At 64.7% G+C, this 19,797-nt stretch carries 14 protein-coding genes and 1 pseudogene; 3 read left to right on the top strand and 12 right to left on the bottom strand.

The window, feature by feature from the left end; all coding sequences use genetic code 11:
• Positions 1-632 precede the first annotated feature (632 nt).
• Entirely contained in the window at positions 633-1,622 is a 990-nt protein-coding gene (gene dapD / locus PSRA_RS07840; protein ID WP_094661347.1) for a 2,3,4,5-tetrahydropyridine-2,6-dicarboxylate N-succinyltransferase, read from the top strand.
• A 498-nt stretch (positions 1,623-2,120) separates the two neighbouring features.
• Here dapD and PSRA_RS07835 read toward each other — a convergent pair whose 3' ends face one another.
• From PSRA_RS07835 to PSRA_RS07805, 7 genes are all read right to left on the bottom strand, one after another.
• Positions 2,121-3,485 (bottom strand): aspartate aminotransferase family protein, encoded by a 1,365-nt coding sequence (locus PSRA_RS07835; RefSeq protein ID WP_094661346.1) that lies wholly within the window; start codon positions 3,483-3,485, stop codon positions 2,121-2,123.
• A gap of 860 nt (positions 3,486-4,345) precedes the next feature.
• Positions 4,346-4,777, bottom strand: a complete 432-nt coding sequence (locus PSRA_RS07830; protein ID WP_094661345.1) for a GNAT family N-acetyltransferase — start codon at positions 4,775-4,777, stop codon at positions 4,346-4,348.
• Positions 4,778-4,973: 196 nt separating this feature from the next.
• Positions 4,974-7,739, bottom strand: a complete 2,766-nt coding sequence (locus PSRA_RS07825) for a bifunctional amino acid transporter/iron-containing alcohol dehydrogenase (protein ID WP_094661344.1) — start codon at positions 7,737-7,739, stop codon at positions 4,974-4,976.
• Positions 7,740-7,757: 18 nt separating this feature from the next.
• Positions 7,758-8,360, bottom strand: coding sequence for a cytidylate kinase-like family protein (locus PSRA_RS07820; RefSeq protein ID WP_094661343.1), 603 nt, complete (start codon positions 8,358-8,360; stop codon positions 7,758-7,760).
• A gap of 1,172 nt (positions 8,361-9,532) precedes the next feature.
• The gene (locus tag PSRA_RS07815; protein WP_094661342.1) at positions 9,533-10,828 is read right to left on the bottom strand and encodes a citrate synthase; all 1,296 of its coding nucleotides are present in this window, start codon (positions 10,826-10,828) and stop codon (positions 9,533-9,535) included.
• A gap of 222 nt (positions 10,829-11,050) precedes the next feature.
• Positions 11,051-11,860 carry a type I methionyl aminopeptidase gene (gene map, locus PSRA_RS07810; protein ID WP_094661341.1) on the bottom strand — a complete coding sequence of 270 codons (810 nt, stop codon included), beginning with the start codon at positions 11,858-11,860 and terminating at the stop codon, positions 11,051-11,053.
• 195 nt (positions 11,861-12,055) lie between these two features.
• The gene (locus PSRA_RS07805; protein ID WP_094661340.1) at positions 12,056-12,787 is read right to left on the bottom strand and encodes a manganese efflux pump MntP; all 732 of its coding nucleotides are present in this window, start codon (positions 12,785-12,787) and stop codon (positions 12,056-12,058) included.
• A gap of 262 nt (positions 12,788-13,049) precedes the next feature.
• Between PSRA_RS07805 and PSRA_RS07800 the strand changes: the two genes are divergently transcribed.
• On the top strand, positions 13,050-15,167 hold the full coding sequence (locus PSRA_RS07800) for a M13 family metallopeptidase (RefSeq protein WP_412154697.1): 2,118 nt from the start codon (positions 13,050-13,052) through the stop codon (positions 15,165-15,167).
• 123 nt (positions 15,168-15,290) lie between these two features.
• Here PSRA_RS07800 and PSRA_RS07795 read toward each other — a convergent pair whose 3' ends face one another.
• The 5 genes from PSRA_RS07795 to PSRA_RS07775 all read right to left on the bottom strand — a co-directional run bounded on the left by PSRA_RS07795 (position 15,291) and on the right by PSRA_RS07775 (position 19,192).
• Complete coding sequence (locus PSRA_RS07795) at positions 15,291-15,662, bottom strand: FHA domain-containing protein (protein ID WP_158216370.1); 372 nt, start codon at positions 15,660-15,662, stop codon at positions 15,291-15,293.
• Positions 15,663-16,958: 1,296 nt separating this feature from the next.
• Entirely contained in the window at positions 16,959-17,669 is a 711-nt protein-coding gene (locus tag PSRA_RS07790) for a hypothetical protein (protein WP_094661337.1), read from the bottom strand.
• Positions 17,666-18,025 carry a hypothetical protein gene (locus tag PSRA_RS07785; protein WP_094661336.1) on the bottom strand — a complete coding sequence of 120 codons (360 nt, stop codon included), beginning with the start codon at positions 18,023-18,025 and terminating at the stop codon, positions 17,666-17,668. The genes PSRA_RS07790 and PSRA_RS07785 overlap by 4 nt, the downstream gene beginning before the upstream one ends.
• 12 nt (positions 18,026-18,037) lie before the next feature.
• Complete coding sequence (locus PSRA_RS07780) at positions 18,038-18,715, bottom strand: hypothetical protein (protein WP_143516420.1); 678 nt, start codon at positions 18,713-18,715, stop codon at positions 18,038-18,040.
• Positions 18,716-18,961: 246 nt separating this feature from the next.
• Complete coding sequence (locus tag PSRA_RS07775) at positions 18,962-19,192, bottom strand: hypothetical protein (protein WP_094661334.1); 231 nt, start codon at positions 19,190-19,192, stop codon at positions 18,962-18,964.
• Positions 19,193-19,248: 56 nt separating this feature from the next.
• On the opposite strand from PSRA_RS07775, the pseudogene PSRA_RS07770 reads away from it, so the two are divergent.
• Positions 19,249-19,797: pseudogene (locus PSRA_RS07770) on the top strand (hypothetical protein); the annotation flags it as partial.

The raw sequence follows: 19,797 nt of genomic DNA, 5'->3' as shown, positions 1-19,797 counted from the left end.
CCGATTACCCCACCGCCAAACCCCAATCGGCACCCCAACCCCCCACCGAAGGCGCACCATCGCGCACCCTCAACCCCGATTACCCCCACCATCGGCGCCTCCCGGCACACTAACCGCCACCGAAGGCGCACCATCGTGCACCCTCAACACCAATCACCCCATCCCAGAGTCTCTTCCACCCACCTATCCGCCACCGAAGGCGCACCATCGTGCACCCTCAACCCCGATTAACCTCCCCACCAGCGCCTTCCATCGCCCTAACTCCCACCGAGGGTGCACAACCGTGCACCCTCGACCAGAGTTAGGCGGGGCAAGACCGGGTTCAAGAAGGGTAACCTGCACCGAGGGAGCACAATCGTGCACCCTCGACCGTCGAAGGACGGGAAACTCAGCACAAGTACAGAAAGCCGACAAACAGAAACGCCATCATCCGCGCGCGGACGGTCGCGGCCGCGAAACAACGCCCGTAATATACTCACGATTAAGCGAACAAGCCGCGGTGCGACGCCGGCAGAACCGACGCCGACGGCGCAGAACTAACGCCGACGGCGCAGAGCCGCCGACGCCTACGCCACCAACGGCGCAGAACTAATACCAACGGCACAGAAAAACGGCACAGAAAAGGAGACATTATGGCAGATGAACGCATCGCATGGGGATGGGGCCTCGCCAGCATCGACGCGGCGGGCAAGACGCTCGACGTGTGGTACCCAGAGCTCACCCTGGGCGCGGCGCCGTCCGAAGCCGACCGCCCGAACCACAACTTCGGCGCGCTGGTGCATGAAGAGGCCGACGCGCGCGGGGTGCGTCGCGTGCCGGTGTTCACGGTGAGCGACCTCGACGCCGCCCCGGCCGACGCCGCCGACGCCTACCTGCGCCTGCACCTGCTGAGCATGCGCATGGCCAAGCCGAACACGCTGAACCTCGAGGGCATCTTCGGCGTGCTCACCAACGTGGTGTGGACCGACTACGGCCCGTTCGCCATCGAGGACTTCGCACTGCGCAAGATCGACGTGCAGGCCGCCGCGGGCAAGGCCTTCGCGGGCGCGCCGGCGCCGAACGTGGAGGTCATGCTCGTCGACAAAATGCCGCGCATGGTCGACTACGTGGTCCCCACCGGCGTGCGCATCGGCAACGCCGACCGCGTGCGTCTCGGCGCGTATCTGTCGGAGGGCACGACCGTCATGCACGAGGGCTTCGTCAACTTCAACGCCGGCACGCTCGGCGTGTCGATGGTCGAGGGCCGCATCTCGCAGGGCGTCGTGGTCGGCAACGGCTCCGACATCGGCGGCGGCGCGTCGATCATGGGCACGCTGTCGGGCGGCGGCAAGCTGCGCAACTCGATCGGCGAGCATTCGCTGCTCGGCGCGAACGCGGGCATCGGCATCTCGCTGGGCAACAACTGCGTGGTCGAGGCCGGCCTGTACGTGACCGCCGGCACGAAGGTGACGATCTGGGACAAGGCGAAGGCCGCGGCCGGCGAGCCGCTCGAGGTGGTCAAGGGCGCGGATCTGAGCGGCAAGGACAACATCCTCTTCATCCGCAACTCCGTGTCTGGCCGCATCGAGGCGCGCTATCGCAAGACCGGCATCGAGCTGAACGAGAACCTGCATAAGAACTAGGCTGCGAGGCTCGGGCCGGGTTTGAGCTGGAGTCTGGGCCTGGGTTTGGGCTGGGGCTGCCGTTCAGACAGCGGTCGCGGCACTGACGGTGCGTGCGGTACCTGAGTGAATACCGCACGCACCGTTTTTCTTTTCCACGATTCTCCCGCTGTCATCCCGCCCCGCCGGCCGCCGCACTCCCACCCGGTGACATAACCGCCAGGCGCCACCCGGAGCCTTAACCGCCACCGAAGGTGCAGTCCCGCGCACCCTCAACCCCAATTACCCCACCGCCAGGCGCCCCCCATAGCCCTAACCGCCACCGAAGGTGCAGTCCCGTGCACCCTCGACCGTTCGCCCCGACCCGCCAGGCGCACCGGAGAATCGATCGCCTCCCCCAAACGCGGAAACCGGCGCCGGGGCCCATCATCGTGATGGACCGCCGACGCCGGTTCAGGTCAGCGATGCCGTGTGCGGCGGGAAAATCGTAATGTCAGCCGCCGCCCCAGCACCCGCGCCTTACTCGGCGAGCGCCGCCTTGAGCGACTCCTCGAAGATCTCGAGGCCACGCTTGGTCTGCTCGTCGGTCATGACGAGCGGCGCGAGGAAGCGCACGACGTTGCTTGCGGTGCCCGCGGACTCCATGAGCAGGCCGCGCTGCAGCGCCTCCTGGATGAGGCGCGCGACGAGCTCGGTCGCCGGCTCCTTGGTCTCGCGGTCCTTGACGAACTCCACGCCGATCATGGCGCCGAGGCCACGAATATCGCCGATGACGGAGTACTTCTTCGCCATGGTCTGGAAGCCCTCGGTCACCATCTCGCCGATGTGGCGGGCCTTGGCCGGGAAGTCCTCTTCCTTGTAGATCTTCATCGCGGCGATGCCGGATGCGCAGGACAGCGGGTTGCCGCAGAAGGTGCCGCCGATCGTGCCGGCCGGCGCGGCGTCCATGACCTCGTCGCGACCCGTGATGGCGGAGATCGGCATGCCGCCGGCCAGCGACTTCGCGGTGGTCACGATATCCGGAGCGGCGCCCGCCTCGGCCCAGTACTCGGATGCGAAGTACTTGCCGGTGCGGCAGTTGCCGCACTGAACCTCATCTGCGATGAGCAGGATGCCGTTCTCGTCGCAGATCTTGCGCACGGCCTTGACCCATTCGATCGGCGCGGGGATGAAGCCGCCCTCGCCCTGCAGCGGCTCGACGAGCAGGCAGGCGACTTCCTTCGCCGGGATGCCCTGGTCGAACACCTTGTTCAGGCCGTCGACGAAGTACTGGATGGCCTCCTCCTCGGAGTAACCCTTCGGAGCGCGGTACAGATACGGATACGGCGCGCGGGCGATGTCGGCCGGGAACGGGCCCATGCCGCGGGAGTAGGCCTTCTTTGCGGTGAGGGCCATGGTGAGGTTGGTGCGGCCGTGGAATGCACCGGAGAAGCAGATGACACCCTGGCGACCGGTGTAGGCCTTGGCGATCTTGATGGCGTTCTCATCGCACTCGGCGCCGGAGTTGGCGAAGTAGGTCTTCTTGTGCTCGCCGCGACACGGAATCGTCTCGTTCAGACCCTCGGCCAGCTCCACGTAACCCTCATGGCCGATTACGTTGAAGATGGTGTGGAAGTACTTGGTCGCCTGGTCCTGCACGGCCTTGACGAGCTCCGGGCGGGAGTAGCCGATGTTGAGCACGCCGACGCCGCCGACCCAATCAAGGAACTTGTTGCCGTCGATGTCCTCGAACATGGCGCCCTCGCCACGCTTGATGCAGATCGGATACGTCGAAGAGCACAGGCCGGCGGGCACATTCTCGTTGCGCTTCTTCAGGAACTCCTGGGTCTTGGGTCCCGGAACGCTTTCAGTGATAATCTGAGGCATCTCTTCAGCCAATGTCATCGCTGTATCTCCTTGATTTGTGATTTCGCAACCACGGTGGCGCGATCCTTCGGATTTCGTCGCCGTTTTTCTGACAAGCACATTGTTACCACCCGCGCATTGCCCTCCCTGCGCCTCCCCGAAACGGTGTCGTTTCCTTGCCGAAACAGGCGTGAATTACCCGAAACATTTGTGTCGTAACGGCGCGGAGGCGTGCGCGCGGCGGCGGCTTCGAAGGACCCCCGGAAGGCGCCTGTTCGCAAGGCTTTCCGCTGTACCGGCGGCTGCGCGGAAGGCATACGATTTTCCCGTTCTCCCCCGCGTGCGCGCGGTTCGCGCCGGGTGCCGGGCGTCCGCTGTGTGAACGCCGCCGCGGATACACGATTCTGCGATGTTCGTATGCGGCGCTGTTTTCCAGCGGAGTTCGACGATTTCCTGATGGTGGCGGTCAATGCACAGGCGCTTCCCGCGTCTAACCGCCACCGAGGGAGCAGAATCACGCACCCTCAACCGCAATTACCCCGCCCAAAGCCACACCCAGGCAACCCATCCGCCACCGAGGGCACAATCCCGTGCACCCTCAAGCGCAGATAGCCTCCCCCAACACCCCGCTTCCCGCCCCCCAATCCCCGCCGAGGGAGCAGAATTGTGCACCCTCAACCGTAGTTAGGAGCGAGTGGAGCGGGTTTGAGGAGGGTAATCCCCGCCGAGGGTGCGCAATCGTGCACCCTCGACCGCGGTTAGGCGGAGTGAGAGCGGGTTTGAGGAGGGTAATCCCCGCCGAGGGTGCAATCCCGTGCACCCTCGACAGCGGTTAGGGGCATCCAGGCCGGGATCCGGAGAGGTAACCGGCGCCACACGCCAGCCCCGCCCCACACCGCCTACAGCTTCAGCTCGAAGCCGTAGCAGCTTTTCTCGAAACCGTAGCCTTCGTAGAAGCGATGCGCGGCGGTGCGCGGCAGGCCGGAGTCGAGGGTCACGGCGCGGCATCCGCGGGCCCGCGCCAGCTCGAGGGCATGGTCGAGCATCATGGTGCCGTAGCCTTTGCCGCGCTCGCGCTCATCCACAATCAGGCTCGAGACGTAGCACGTCAGGCCGCACATCCAGAAGGTCTGGAAATAGTCGCCGTGGCACATGCCCACATAACGCCCGCCATCGTCGAGCAGAAAGAACGCAAAGCTCTCCCCGTCGGCGAGCACGCGGTCATACACCTCGCGCGTGGGGCCGGCCTCGTAGTCGTTGTAGTCCCACAGCGCGCGGATGAAGCGCAGCGCCTCGGGAAAATCGTTCGGTTCCGCTGCTTTGATACGCATTCGGTTCTCCTTTGTTCCGAAGAAATACGATTTCGCCACCGTCACGATGCCACCGTCACGATGCCACCGCGCACAAAGCGGCGACCGCCACACGACGAACGCAGATGCATCGTCGCGCGACGGCCGCCGCCTCATTCGGTCAACCGGTCACCGCAGCCGCAGCCACGGCCACAACCCGCAGCCACCGGTCAACCGCTCACAGCGCCTTGCGGTACAGCTCGGAGATATCCTCCGCGCCGATCTCGGTGCGCGTGTTGTCGATATTGGCCTGGGAGACCTTCATGGCGTTCTCCGTGAGCCACGGGATGTCCGACTCGCTGATGCCCAGCTCGCTGAGCGTCACCTCGAGCCCGATCTTGCGCTCGAAGCCACGGATCTTCTCGGCGCAGTCCTCCGCGGTGTAACCGCCCATGAGGCGCGCCAGCCTGCCGAACTTGAAGCGGTCGCCCTGCCACGTGGCCTCCACCACGGTCGGCGCGATGGCCGCCAGGCCCCTGCCGTGCGTCACGTTCTTGAGTCCGGAAACCGGGTGCTCCATGGCGTGCGTCAGGGTGATGCCGGCCGTGCCGATCACAAGGCCGCCGATCGTGGCCGCCTGCGACATGTTCTCCCAGTCCTTGAGAGTGCCCGTGCCGGCGACGAGGCGCGGCAGGCTGTCGAGGATAAGCGGGATGGCGTACAGGGCGAGCGCATCGGTGAACGGCTGCGCGTTCTTGGCCGTGTAGGCCTCGAAGCAGTGGCAGAAGGCGTCGAAGCCGACCGCCGCAAGCTGGCCCTTGGGCATGGTCATCATGGCCTCGGGGTCCACGATGGAGCGCTTGGCCATGATGGCCGGGCACCTGAGCGACTTCTTGTCGCCGTTCTCCGGATTCGTGAGCACCGCGAAGCCGTTGGCCTCGGAGCCGGAGCCGCAGGTGGTGGGGATGAGCACAAGCGGCAGCGCCACATCGCTGGACTTGCGCCCGTAGATGTAATCGTTGACGTCGCCATCGTTCTTCGCCATGAACGCGATGCCCTTGGCGCAGTCCATCACCGAGCCGCCGCCCAGGCCGACGACCATGTCATAGCCGCCGTCCTTCGCAACGCGGGCGCCCTCCTCGACCGTCGTCGTCAGCGGGTTGGCCGACGCCTTGTCGAACAGGCCGGTCGCGATGCCCGCGGCCTTGAGCGAATCGTTGACCTTGTCATACACGCCGGTTTTCTTGGCGCTGGAATGGCCGGTCACGATAAGCGCCTTGGACCCGAGCGGCTTGGCCAGCTCGCCGGTTTTCGCCAGCGTGCCGGCGCCGAAGGTGAGGTTGACCGGCGCATAGTAGCTGAACGTGCGGGCCACGGGCTCGCCGGCGGTGGCGGCGGCCGATGTGACGGCCGACACCGCGGCGCTGACCTCGGCCTGGTCAATCGTGGAAACCTTGCCCTTGGCCTTGGCTGCAGCCGCAGCCGCAGCACCAGCACCAGCGCCCTTCGCGGCTTCGCCCGCCGCGATGGATGCGGCGGCGGAGCGCTCACGGGCGTAGTCCTTGTCAAGCTCGTCGTTCGCAACCTCGACGAGCGTGCCGAACTTCTTGCCATAGCGCGCCTTGCACGCGAAGTAGAAGATCACGCCGAGCAGCGCCCAACCGCCGACGAACGCCCACTCGGTCGGCACCAGGGCCGCCGCGCTGCCGGGGATGCAGTACATGATCACCATGAAGCCGGACATGGCGATGGCCATGAAGCCCACGAACTTGTAGTGCTTGACCTTGTACGGACGCGGCATGTCCGGCGCCTTCCTGCGCAGGATCACGAAGGAGATCGCCACCATGCAGTAGGCCACGCAGCAGGCGAGGTTGCCGGCGTCGACGATCCACACGAGCATCTTGCGGCCGAGCAGCGGCGCGAGGCAGCTGAGCAGGCCGATGAGGCCGATGGACACCCACGGGGTCTTGTACTTGGCGGAGAGCTTGCCGAACACCGGCGGGATCATGTAGGACTCGGCCATGGAGTACATGGCGCGGCTGCCGCCGATCATGAAGGAGTTCCACGATGTCAGGACGCCGCACAGGCCGCCGATGATCAGCACCTTCGCCATGACGTCGGTGTGGAACGCGCGGGCCATGGCGTCGGCGGTCACGAGGCCGCTGCCGGAGCTCTCGGACTGCGCGATGGCGTCGGGGCTGAGCACGTAGCCGACGGCGAAGATGATGAGCACGTAGAACGCCACGGCGAGGAGGATCGACAGAAGGAGCATCTTCGCGATCTTCTTCAGCGGCACGTTGATCTCCTCGGCCGCCTGCGGGATCACGTCGAAGCCGATGAAGTAGAACGGGGTCATCATGGCCACGCGCAGGATGTTGCCGAGCACGCTGCCCGTGTTGTCGCCCACGAAGACCTGGCCATCGAGGTTGGACGGGCTGCCGCTGATCACCGAGCCGACGACGAGCAGGATGCCCGCGCCGCCGATGATGCAGGTGAGCACGGTCTGCACGATGGCCGCCGTCTTGGCGCCACGGATGTTGATATACGTGATGAAGATGGCCATGATGATGGCCACGGCGAGCCACGACGCGTAGATGTCGAAGCCCGCGACCGTATACAGGTAGCCCTGCAGGAAGCTCGGGAACAGGTAGGTGACGATCGTCGGCAGGGCGCACGCCTCGAAGCACACGACGCTCACGTAGCCGAGGATGATGGCCCACGTGCACACGAACGATCCGGTCGGGCCCATGGCGCGGTAGCTGAACACGTGCTCGCCGCCGCAGTCCGGCATGGCGGGCGTGAGCTCCGCGTAGGTCAGGCCGATGAAGAAGATCATGATGCCGCCCAGGCCGAAGCCGAGCATGGCGCCGATCACGCCGCCGCGGTCGATCCAGTCGCCGCTCGAGACCACCCAGGCCCATCCGATCATGGCGCCGAAGGCGATGACGAGGATATCCCAGACGTTAAAGACCTTGTCGAAGTCCGATTCCTTTTTGTCAGTCATGTTCTCACTCCCCTTCCGTCATTCGCCCAGCATCTCGACGAGCGTCAGCAGATATTTCGCCGTCTTGTCCCACCCCAGCAGGCTGGTGTCGAGCAGCAGGTCGCGCTGTGAGCGGTCGCCGCGGTGGGTTCCCGTGATGTACTTGTGGCGCGAGTGGTTGAGCTCGTCGTTGTACTCCACGATTTCCTTGGCCTTCTTCGCGTCGACGTGGTCCTGCTCCATGATGGATTCGATGCGCACGTCCTTCGGCGCGTAGAGGAACACGTCGAGAACATCGTCGCGGCCGCGCAGCAGGTAGTTGGCGGAGCGGCCGATGATAACGCACGACGATTTCTCGGCAAGGTCGTTGATGACCTCGGATTGGGTGAAGATGACGCGGTTGCTGAGGTTCGCGTAGCGCGGGCCGAGCGATGTCTCGAACGCGTACTGGACGTTCGTCTTCTGATCCGCCTGTTCGACGAGGCCGCGGCTGACGCCCAGCTGGTTGACGACCTTGTCGACGAGGTCGCGGTCGTAGTATTCGATGCCGAGCGCATCCGCGAGCATCTTGCCGATCTGCGGGCCGCCGGCGCCGTATTCGCATCCGATGGTGATGATGATGTGGTCGGGGTTGAACTTCATCGTGTCGCCTCCCTGACGGAGCCGGCGTTTCGTCGGCCGGCGCCGGCGGGACAGCCGTCCTGCGCCGCGGCCTCGTTGACTGCGAATCTCATACGAACCTCTTTCTGTTGCCGTCGCGTGCGAAGGGAACGATGGGGCGGCGGGTGGCGCGCGTGCGCGCGGCTGCGCGATGCGCGGGTGCAGCGCGTGTCGCGGTGCGCGTGGCTGCACATGACGGTGCCACGTATGTGGCGTGGCGTCACATGCCGTGATCGTCGGGGAAATCGTGGAAACCCGGAACGCACGAAGCCACCACTTCCTGGCTTCCTGCTTCCCGAGCCCATGCGACGACTGCCGCCCGAGCGCCTGATGGGAGTGGCGCGCGGGCATCCGACCTGCCGATTCCGTACATTCCCCGGGGCGTCGCACGTCCTGGATGTACGTTCAGACTCCGCGTATCCGATGCGGTCTTGTGGACCGGTGAAGGACCTGTGAAATCTGTCTTTTGTTATAAAAGCGAAAGATTTCGTGTGGTTGCGCTCCATTCATGCGCCGATTACGCGCGCGGAACATACCCGTAACATTCGCGCCGGGGCATGTGGGAGAATCCGTTGCACCGTGCAGCGACGCGAGGCGAGGCGGAAGGCGGTGCGTGAGGCGGTTCGGAAGGCCGAATGAAAAAACGATGGAAGGGTGTCGGAAAGGCGTGCGAAAACTTTGGCATACGATTCCCCCACGATTGAAGCAGCGCGCACCACTCCGCGCATCGTTCCACATGCCGGACACCGCGCTCAATCGAGCACCGCGGCCCGCTCCGTGGCCGGCTCCAATCACGCGCCCCCTCCCCCAATAACAATGTGATGCCTTACGGACAAAAACGGACCCGCAAAGGCGCAAAATCCCCCGAAAATGTCCGCAACCCATCACATTGTTCGTGAATGGGCAGGGCACCCGGCTCGCAATCCCCTCCCCACCGTCTCCGCCCGGGACAAACCGCCTTAAACGGGTGCCACCACACCCGCCTAACAGCATCTCAGCAGGAAAATCGTCAATAACTAACCCAAAACCGCCTTAAACGGGTGCCACCACACCCGCCGAACGCCATTCCGGCCACCCAACCGAACCCAACCCACGAAAAACGCCTTAGGCGTGCGCTGTCGCACACACCTAAGGCGCCCACGCGAACCCCGCAGCTACGCGCGTTCGGAGATGGGAACGTAGTCGCGCACGGGAACGCCGGTGTAGACCTGGCGCGGACGGCCGATCTTGGTCATCGGGTCGTTGAGCATCTCGCGGTACTGCGCAATCCAGCCCGGGATGCGCCCGAGCGCGAACAGCGTGGTGAACATCGAGGGATCGAACCCGATGGCGCGGTAGATGAGGCCCGTGTAGAAATCCACGTTCGGGTACAGGTGCCTCGAGACGAAGTACTCGTCGTTGAGCGCAATATCCTCCAGCTCGAGCGCGATGTCGAACAGCTGCTCGTCCACGCCGCCGGTATGCGAAGCACCCGGCCGGTTCATGATCTTCTCGAGGTAGCTCTTCGCAATGGCCGCGCGCGGGTCGTACGACTTGTACACGCGGTGCCCGAGCCCGGAAATGCGGCGCTTCTCGGCCTTGGCATCATCGACGAAGCGGCGCACGGTCTTGCCCGAGTCGCGAATCTCGGCGAGCTGGCGCAGCACGGCCTCGTTCGCCCCACCGTGCAGCGGCCCGGACAGCGCATTGATGCCGGCGGCGACGGCCGCGTACAGGTTGGCGTGCGCCGACCCGGCGATGCGCACGACGGACGTGGAGCAGTTCTGCTCGTGGTCCGCGTGGATGATGAACAGCTTGTCGAGCGCGTCCACGTACAGCGGGTCGGATTCGAACTTCTGGTACGGCATCGAGAAGCACATGCGCAGGAAGTCGTCGACGTAGCCCTGCGAGACATCCGCGTACAGCAGCGGCTGGTCGCGACGGCGGCGCAGGATCAGCGAGACGATGGTGCGCGTCTTGGCCATGATGATGGCCGACGCCTCGTCGAGCTGGTCGGGATCGTTGATGTCGGTGGTGTCCGGGTAATACGCGGCAAGCGCGTTGACCGCGGAGGCAAGGACGCTCATGGGATGCGCGTTGCGCGGGAAGGATCCGATGAAGGTGCGGAATTCCTCGCCGATGATCGTGCGGCGCAGGATGGACGACCGGAAGGCGTCGTACTGCTCCTGCGTCGGCAGCTCGCCGGAGCGCAGCAGGTACGCGACCTCGAGGAAGTTCGAATGCTCGCACAGCTGCTCGATCGGGTATCCCCGGTAGCGCAGGATGGAGTTCGCGCCGTCGATGAAGGTGATCTTCGACTCGCACTGCGCGGTGGTCAGGAACCCCGGGTCGAGGGTCACCCATTTGTCGTTGCGCAAGCTGGAGACGACGATGCCGTTGGCACCGCTCGTTGCCTCGACAAGCGGCAGCGTGTACTTCTCGGAGTCGATCTCGAGTTTGGCTTCCGCCATGATTCCTCCTTCGGCGAAGCGCCCGCCTGCGCTTCGCTATGCGTTGTGTCCCTTAAATATACGATGGCGACGGCCGCAAGGCTTACGAATGGCTCACGATGGCTGCGATGGGCCCGCAACATGGACCCACGATGGACTCGCAACATGGACTCACAACATGGACCCTCAACGTGGGCTCACGTCATGGGCCCACGACGGGTCCACACCGCCGTCGCCCCCGCCCTACTTGCGCAGCGCCTCGGGCAGCGCCGGGTCGAATCCCTCGCGCCTCGTCAGAATGATCGGATCGCCGTCGGTGATGGCGATCGTGTGCTCGGTGTGGGCGCCGCGCGAACCGTCTGCGGAGCGCAGGGTCCAGCCGTCCTTCGGATCCTGGTAGATCTCGTCGGTTCCGCGCATAAGCCACGGCTCGATGGCGATGACGAGGCCCGGGCGCAGCTTGTAGCCGTGATGGGCGCGGCCATCGTTGACCACGAACGGGTCGCCGTGCATGAGGTGGCCCACGCCGTGGCCGCCGAACTCCATGTTCACGCTGTAGCCGTTCTCGTGCGCCACCTCGCCGATGGCGGCGGAGATGTCGCCGATGCGGTTGCCCGCATACGCCTGGCCGATGCCGGCCTTGAGGCATTCCTCGGTGGTCTTGATGATGCGCTCGTCCTCGGGATCGGCCTTGCCGACCACGAAGCTGATGGCGGAGTCGCCCACCCAGCCGTCGACGCTCACCGCAAGGTCGAGCGAGACGAGGTCGCCGTCCTTGAGGTCGTAATCGTAGGGAACGCCGTGCAGCACCGCGTCGTTCACCGACACGCAGATCCAATGCTTGAACGGACCCGTGCCGAAGTCGGGCGCGTAGTCGACGTAGCACGATTCCGCCCCCTGGCGGTCCGCGATGCGCTGGTGCACGTATTCGTCAATCTCCAGCAGATTCGTGCCGACCTTCGTGCTCTCGCGCAGGTGCGACAGGATGTCACCGACGAACTTCCCCGCGGGACGCATCTGCTTGATCTCTTCCTGGGTCTTCAGCTCGATCACTGTTTTCTTCTTCCTTTCGGATTCGCGGTGGCCGCGCGGCGCCGGGTACGTTCGACCGTCCGGCGCCGGGCCCCGCTCCAAGGCTTCTGCGGCGCCCCATGCTGACCGGTGCGCCGCTCATAGGCCAAGGATACCGCGCCGGCGGCCGTTGCGGCGCATAACGCCCACCGCGGCCTGCGCGGCGGGCACGGCGCTCTACGCGATAACCTGTCGGATGCCCAGAAGAATGAGGATGATGCCTCCGAGAACGCCGGCGCCTTTCTTCCACTTCTCCCCCAGCTTGCCACCCAACAGCAGGCCGAGGACGCATGACAGCGCGGTCATGGCAAAGATGGCGATGACATACGATGCCATCGGCGTGCGCCCGAGGCCGAGCGTCGCACCGATGCCGAGGGAGTCGATGCTCTCGGCCACGGCGAGCGTGAGAAGCACCTTCCACGCGAAGGTGGAGCGCACGCGCAGCGATGCGGCCTCCCGCTCCCCGCTGAGCTGCTCCACGATGCGCTCGTCGGCGGCCGCGTCGGCGGCGTTCCCCGTCTTCCTGTCCGCGTATTCGCGCATCTCGGCGGCGAGTTTGCGGTCGAGGTCCTCGGATTCGAGCTGAGTCTGCTCGGATTCCGCGCGCTCGTCCACCTCATCCTCGTCCTCGTCCTCGAGGGCCTCATGAATCATCCACGCGCCGATTCCCGCCAGAAGCACGCACACCACCCAGGACGTGCCGCCGACGAAGGGCGCCGCCGCGTCACCGATCAGCGAACCGAGCCACAGGAACAGCGTCTGCATGCCGGCGAACGCCGCGGCCGTGCGCACGTAGCCCCGCTCGGGAACATGCCCCGCGCGCAGGCCCAGCGACATCGACATGGCGAAGGTGTCCATCGACACCGACAGCGCCAGCAGCCACACATAAGCACTGAGCAAACCTTCCATCGTCCTCCTCCGTCCGCTTCTGCGTTGTTGTCTCCACGATTGTGGTTTTCACGATTGCGCCCGCGATGCCCCGGCGGAATCAGGCCACGGCCATCCCGCACGCGAACCGCGGCCATACCACAATACCCGCGCCCCGCGAACTCCCGACCGCCCCGCAGCCGCGAAACAGCCCGCACGGCGCCGTCCTTCGCGCTCGGCGCAATCACTGCCGTATGGGACGAAAACGACGGCGAATGAACGGGCCACGGGCTAGGCTGGTGTCATGACAACATCAGCCATGACCCCCTCGCGCACTCCCGGTTCCGGGGAGAGCGCAGCACAGACCTCCGGCATCGATGCCAGCGCTTTCTCATCGGTTATCGCGCCGACCTCCGATTTCTACCGCTACGTCAACGGCCCGTGGATCGACGCCTACGCGCTTCCCGCCGACCACGCACGCTACGGATCGTTCAACAAGCTCAGCGAGGACGCCGAGGCGCAGCTGCGCGAGATCCTCGAGGACCCCGACGCGCCGTGCACGCTGTCCCGCACCGTCTACGACGCCTTCCTCGACACCGCCGCGCTCGAAGAGGCAGGCATCTCACCCATCGTCGACGACCTGCACGCCATCGACAACGCGCCGAGCAAGGCCGCGCTGCACGCGGTGCTCGGCGGTCTGTCCGTTTCCGGCGGCCCCGGCATGATCGGCGTCGCCATCTACTCCGACCCGGGCAACGCGGGCACGAACGTGGTGCATCTGTTCCAGGGGGGCCTCGGCCTGCCGGACGAAGGCTACTACCGCGAGGAGCGCTTCGCCCCGGTGCGCTCCAGCTACGTGTCGATGGTGGCGCAGATGCTGCATCTCGCCGGCTACGCACCCAGCCCCGCCGAGGCCATGGACGACGCCAGGCGCTTCCTCGCCGTCGAGACCCGCATCGCCGCGAACCACTGGGACAACGTCAGCTCCCGCGACGAAGACAAGACGTACAACCCCTATGACGCCGACAGGCTGCTCTCCGAACTCGACGGCTTCGACATCGACCCGTGGCTCGACGCCTGGCAGAAGGCCTACGATGCCTCCGCCGCCGCGAGCGCCATGCCGCTGGACCTGCGCGCCGTGCTCTCCCACACCATCGTGCACCAGCCGAGCTTCATCACCGGCATCGCCGCGTTCTGGCGCGAGGCCACGCTCGACGACCTCAAGCTGTGGGCCCGCGTCCACGAGCTCATCGGGTGGTCCACGTACCTGAACAAGGCCTTCGACCAGGCGCATTTCGACTTCTACGGCAAAACCCTGCACGGTACCACGGAGCAGCGCGAGCGCTGGCGCCGCGCCGTGGGCCTCGTCGACGGCGTGTGCGGAGAGGACGTGGGACGCGAGTACGTGCGCCGCCACTTCCCCGCATCATCGAAGAAGCGCGTCGAGCGGCTCGTGGCCAACCTCATCGACGCCTACCGCGCCTCGATCCAGGCCAGCGACTGGCTGGGCGAGGAGACGAAGGGCAAGGCGCTGGAGAAGCTCGACAAATTCGAGCCGAAGATCGGGTACACGAACCATTGGCGCGACTATTCGGCCTTCGGCGTCGCCGACGGCGATTCGCTCGTCGACATCATGCGCGCCGCGAACCGCTACGAGAACGGCTACGAGCTGAGCAAGGCCGGCACGCCCGTCGACAAGGACGAGTGGCTTATGACGCCGCAGACCGTCAACGCGTACTACGAGCCGACTCTGAACGTCATCGTGTTCCCCGCGGCCATCCTGCAGCCGCCGTTCTTCGACCCCGAGGCCGAGGACGCCGCGAACTACGGCGGCATCGGCGCGGTGATCGGCCACGAGATCGGCCACGGCTTCGACGACCAGGGCAGCAAATACGACGGCGACGGACGCCTGCACGATTGGTGGACGGCGCAGGACCGCGCGAATTTCGATCAGCGCACGCATACGCTGATCGAGCAATACGATTCGTTCGTTCCGCTGCAGCTGCGCGAGAAATACGAGGAGGAGGGCAGGCCCGACGATGCGCCGCATGTGAACGGCGCGTTGACGATCGGCGAGAACATCGGTGACCTGGGCGGCGTGAACATCGCGCTCAAGGCGTATGCGCTGTCGCTCGGCGCGGCGGACGGCGGCCTGGATTCCGTGCGCGCGGCCCTCTCCCACGCCCCGGTGATGGACGGGTTCACGGGCCTGCAGCGTTTCTTCCTGAGCTACGCGCAGATCTGGCGCACCAAGATCCGCAACGAGCTGGCCGAGCAGTTCCTCCAGATCGACCCGCATTCCCCCGCCGAGTTCCGCGTCAACGGAATCGTGCGCAACGTGGACCTCTTCCATGAGGCCTTCGGCACCGCGCCGGGCGACGCCATGTGGCTCGACCCCGACCGCCGCGTGAGAATCTGGTAGAGCCGGGCACCGCCCGAACGGTCTGAGGCGGCGGGAAGCCCACCGCCTCAGACGCGCAGGCCACCGGGAGGGCACCACCGGGAAGGCACGCGCGGCGCCTAGGGCTCCTAGGACTGCGACCGGTTACGCGATGCTGACATCGGCATGGAAAGCCCCGAGGCGAATCGAATCGCCGGGGATAACCACCACCTTGACGTTCGGCTTGAGCTCGATGCTCATACCCCTGTGAATCAACCATGTGCCGTTGGAAGAGCCCAGGTCCATGACCCATGCGCGGTTCTTGCTGGTCGTGCCGAATTCGAAATGCTGGCGGGAAATCTCGTGCGAGTCGTCACGAAGCACGATATGCCCGGTGTAGTCGGCTCCCTTCTCGGGCTTCACACGGCCGACGACGTTGCGCCCCGCGAACGAAGCGACGCGTCCGTTGGAAAAACGAAGCACCAGCTTCGGCTGTGCCGCATTCACGAATGGCATCCTCGGGGTCACCTGAGTCATGACTGTCCTTCCTTTTCGGAGCCCTCGCTCCTCCCCATTGTCGAAACGCTCACCACGCGCATCCGTCCCGCCTTGCGCCGGAACGACGCAGAAGACCGGGCGATTGTGCATCGCTGCGTTCCATCTTACAGTCCTTGGTGCCGGGAAGGCTCACGGCGGCCATTATCGGGGAAGATCCGCCCCGGCTCCGCTCGATACCAAGCCGAGGCCAGGGGTGGGCCAAACCGGAAGCCAGGCGTAACGAAAACGGGCACCGCCTCCGCCGCATCCTGCAGCGGAACGATGCCCGACGCGCGCATGCCCTGCATGCCGTCGCACACATCCCTGCGAACACCCACCGGAGCCACGCTCGGCATCCCCTACACTCCCGCGATGTTGCGCATGAGACAGCACGATCCGAAACGGATCCACTCGCCAGATACGATACCCCCCCCCCACAGAAAACCGCCCAGGGATTCGCATCTCCAGCGTTTCCTTCTTTCCGCGGTTAATGAATAATCGCCGTGCAGCCATGCCCCATGCGCGCAGCGGCCGTTGCGACTTCACTCATTCAAGGCCTGTGCAAGCTGGTTGTCCAGCTCATCGGATCCGGTCGTCACGGTTTGGAGAAAAGTGATATCGTTCATTGCTCCTCCTCGGCATCGGATGTTCCGGATGTTCCGCCGCGCATGTCACGCAGGCATTGCGTGGCGTGCCTCGCATACTGCTCCGCTTGCATGCCAAGCAGGTCGAAGGCGAGAAGCACGGCATACGATGGACACGGACCAGTGCACCACCTCCATGACCCTACGTGATCTTCGCGCCGAGGAACGCCTGTGGAAATACGACCTCGAGAACCTTCGCTACTCCAGCACCCTTCCGACAGAGTATTCCGAGCATTGATCGGATGAGCGAGGCGGATGAGCGAGGCCACGACGTACAGAGGTGCACGACATACATGACGCCGCCAATTGCGGCCGAGGGTACATGATTGTGCACCCTCGGTGCGGATTGCCTCATCCGCCGACGGCTCCCTCTGCCCTATTGGCGGTCGAGGGTGCAAAATCATGCACCCTCGAAGGCGATTACCCACTCAAAACAGCCCCGCACCCACCCTTTCCGCCGCCGAGGGTGCAACATCGTGCACCCTCGGTGCGGATTAGGTAGGGAAAAGCCACAATTGAGCAAGGTAACCGCCGCTGAGGGTGCAAAATCGTGCACCCTCGACCCCGATTAGGTAAGGAAAGACCGAGATCGGGCGAGCCAACCCCGCCGAAGGCGCACGGAATCACACCTTCGACCGCGGTGCAGCGGGACTCATGGGGCGATGCGCGGCGCGAACTCCGGGTCGAAGCGCGACAACAGCCTCTTATCGGTGATCCGCGGCCTTTCCAAGGCATACGACGCATCCGTCACGACCTCGCCTCGGTAATCCATCAGATGCAGATAACAGCCAATGACGACGGCAGCCACCGCAAGATCGTCGCCATCGACCGTACCCGGGGCGTCACCGATGAAAATCCGGTACCTGTACAGGTTGTTGAGAACATAACTCGGCACACGCACCTCCGCCACCTGGATGTCGCCCACATACACGCAGTAGGCAACGCACCACCCCTGGGGAAGCTCCGGCGGCGCGGCGGGATACACACTGTACGTGACCCCGGCGCAACGCATGCGCGCAATCCGGTACCTGGTCGGAATGAGATTCAGCAATGCCTTCTTCTGGTGCTCGCGGACGCGCGCGAGATAAACCTCGCCCTTCGCGGCGCCGTCCACCTGCACCGCGCAGACATCCGTCGGCATCTCCGCGTCGTTGCGCTCGTAGTCATGGGCGTGCGTGGGGGCCATGCGTATGGCGTGGCGCCGGAAGCCGATCGACCATTCCGGCAGATCCACCGAATCGCCCGCCCGCAGACCGGTGATCGGCGACTTCATCTTCGCGTCACCGACCACGCCCTCCTTGCCGACGATGGCGAACGCGCCCCCGTAAAGAAACTTCGACGTCTGGATTAGGTCGAAAATCATGCGGCACCGTCCGCGGACGTGCCACCCGGCACATCCCGCCCGTCTCCGCCCCCGGGCAGTGCGACCGGTCCCGCCGCAGGCACCGATGCCGGCGGCGTCGGCACGGAGGAATCCGTCCCGGAGGGATCCGTCTTCAGATAGGCATAGTCCGGATCATAGGGATTGTAGCCGTCAAGCGAATCAAGACCGACGTCACCCCTTCGCAAAAGCGGGTCATGACTCACAAGAGTATCGAGATACGGCATGACCTGCCTATCCACGCGCCGGTGATAAAGATAATGATTCTGGAAGAACGTCATCACCGACCAAGGGAAAGAGAACAGGAAAAATACAAGGGTAATGAACAGACATCCCATGATCCGCTCCTATCAGGCGTGCGCTTGGTAGGTGAGGGCGTAGACCAGATAGATTACCGTCAACACAAAGATAGTGATGCCGATGGCAGCCAAGATTTTCCCCAACCCGGGGCTAAAAGAAGAACTATTGCCGTTAAAGAAAACGAAGCCAAGGAGCAGGAGCCAACACAACAACATGACCGGACCGCACCAGTACAGGGCCGACGAACCGAAACGGTACTTATCCCTGCTGCCGATCAGGGCAAGCGTAACCTCCCTGTCACTGGCCGGGAAAACATAGCTGTCTTTGATGAGATATCCGCGGGTCCACCACCAGCCGCAATACACACCAAGGGCAATGCCTATGACGATGCCAGCAATCACCTCTACCAGCAACAGCGACCCCTTGAAGCTCACCACTATGATAAAAAGCAGGAGACAATAAAGGAGCGCGCCACGAAGGGCGCGCACACTCCTGCGCTGTTCCCTGTGCTCCGCATTGTGATAGGCCGTCAGGGACGAAATCCGTCCGTGCCTCTCGTCATCCACGGTGGCGAGGGGCACCACCTTCCCCTCGGCATCGACGGTGCCCGGCGGATAAGGAACCGCCTTGACGTACATCCCACGCCGGGGATCCCAGAACACAGGCACCGTCCTCTTCAGATTCCCCACGTACTTGCAAGAAGCCCAGTCCCTGAATGTGTAGATCATCTTCGCCTGCCACCTCACGAGAACGGATTCATATTCTTCGCCACCGCGGCGGATCTCCATCATCGAGCACACGGGGCAAGGAGAATTATAGACTCTGCGAATCCCGGATCCACGGCACTCTGGGATTCGACTCCGGCAAAACCGGCGCAGACGTCCCGAGAACGCGGCGTCAGGACTCCAATCTCGACCGTTCTCCGGCCAATCGACGCAATCTATCCAGAAACACAAGAAGGAGGTGGAGGGAGGCTAGGGGTTCAGAGCCTGCTCTATTCCATCTCGCAGTTCGGAATCCAGCTCATCACTGCTTGATTTCACGGTTCTGAGAAACTCGATGTATTTGCCCGTCTGGTATTCGTATTTGTTCTTTTTGTCGCTCAGGGCGTGGTTGAAAGAGTCCAGCGAATCGCAGATTTCCGAATTGCCGATAGTCTCTCGGGTCGTCATGATGTCCGACCCCTCCCCATTGGAGATACTCATCGTGTCCTTGATACCGAGGTGGTGACGTTTTCTTGGACTTTTGACTGGAGGGCGTCATGGCTAGTTATACGCGGGAGCAGAGGCTCAGGGCGTGTGAGTTGTATGAGCGGCTGGACCGGAGCGCGACGGCCGTGGTGCGGGAGCTGGGGTATCCGGCGAGCCGGCATTCGGTGCGCGCGTGGTACCGCCGGTACGCGTCGGAGAGGTACGGGGGCGTGCCGGGCAGGGTCGCGCCCGCGAGGGTGCCGGCGCCGGCGGGCGGGTATCCCGAGGGGCTCAGGCGCGCGGCGGTGGAGCATTTCCTGACGCATGGCCGGTGCGTGCAGCGCACGTGCCGGTGCCTGGGGTATCCGTCTCCCGGGACGCTGCGCAAGTGGGTGGACCGTGCGGATCCGTCGCGGCGGGTTCCCGCGGCGGGCGGCGTGCCGGTGGCGCCGGCGGCGGGGTCCGTGAGAGGATTGGAGGGCCGGGACCCCGGCGGACTGGAGGAGCCGACCATGGATGACGTGACGGGGCGCGCCGTGCGCGCCGGCGCGGCCGACGCCGCGCGGACGGGAGGGGCCGGAGGGCCCGCCGCCAAGGCCGCGGGGAAGGCGGCGGGAAAG

Source organism: Pseudoscardovia radai (assembly GCF_002259605.1).
In the GTDB taxonomy this organism is placed as follows: domain Bacteria; phylum Actinomycetota; class Actinomycetes; order Actinomycetales; family Bifidobacteriaceae; genus Pseudoscardovia; species Pseudoscardovia radai.
The sequence above is the reverse complement of the archived record's forward strand: the minus strand, read 5'-3'. Positions and strand labels throughout refer to the sequence as shown.

Excerpts from the sequence above, each read along its gene's own strand:
- PSRA_RS07780 (WP_143516420.1), bottom strand. The coding sequence starts at position 18,715 with ATGATCTACACATTCAGGGACTGGGCTTCTTGCAAGTACGTGGGGAAT.
- PSRA_RS07820 (WP_094661343.1), bottom strand. The coding sequence starts at position 8,360 with ATGAAGTTCAACCCCGACCACATCATCATCACCATCGGATGCGAATAC.
- PSRA_RS07815 (WP_094661342.1), bottom strand. The coding sequence starts at position 10,828 with ATGGCGGAAGCCAAACTCGAGATCGACTCCGAGAAGTACACGCTGCCG.
- PSRA_RS07835 (WP_094661346.1), bottom strand. The coding sequence starts at position 3,485 with ATGACATTGGCTGAAGAGATGCCTCAGATTATCACTGAAAGCGTTCCG.
- PSRA_RS07785 (WP_094661336.1), bottom strand. The coding sequence starts at position 18,025 with ATGGGATGTCTGTTCATTACCCTTGTATTTTTCCTGTTCTCTTTCCCT.
- PSRA_RS07800 (WP_412154697.1), top strand. The coding sequence starts at position 13,050 with ATGACAACATCAGCCATGACCCCCTCGCGCACTCCCGGTTCCGGGGAG.
- PSRA_RS07825 (WP_094661344.1), bottom strand. The coding sequence starts at position 7,739 with ATGACTGACAAAAAGGAATCGGACTTCGACAAGGTCTTTAACGTCTGG.
- PSRA_RS07790 (WP_094661337.1), bottom strand. The coding sequence starts at position 17,669 with ATGATTTTCGACCTAATCCAGACGTCGAAGTTTCTTTACGGGGGCGCG.
- PSRA_RS07795 (WP_158216370.1), bottom strand. The coding sequence starts at position 15,662 with ATGACTCAGGTGACCCCGAGGATGCCATTCGTGAATGCGGCACAGCCG.
- PSRA_RS07830 (WP_094661345.1), bottom strand. The coding sequence starts at position 4,777 with ATGCGTATCAAAGCAGCGGAACCGAACGATTTTCCCGAGGCGCTGCGC.
- PSRA_RS07775 (WP_094661334.1), bottom strand. The coding sequence starts at position 19,192 with ATGAGTATCTCCAATGGGGAGGGGTCGGACATCATGACGACCCGAGAG.
- PSRA_RS07805 (WP_094661340.1), bottom strand. The coding sequence starts at position 12,787 with ATGGAAGGTTTGCTCAGTGCTTATGTGTGGCTGCTGGCGCTGTCGGTG.
- dapD (WP_094661347.1), top strand. The coding sequence starts at position 633 with ATGGCAGATGAACGCATCGCATGGGGATGGGGCCTCGCCAGCATCGAC.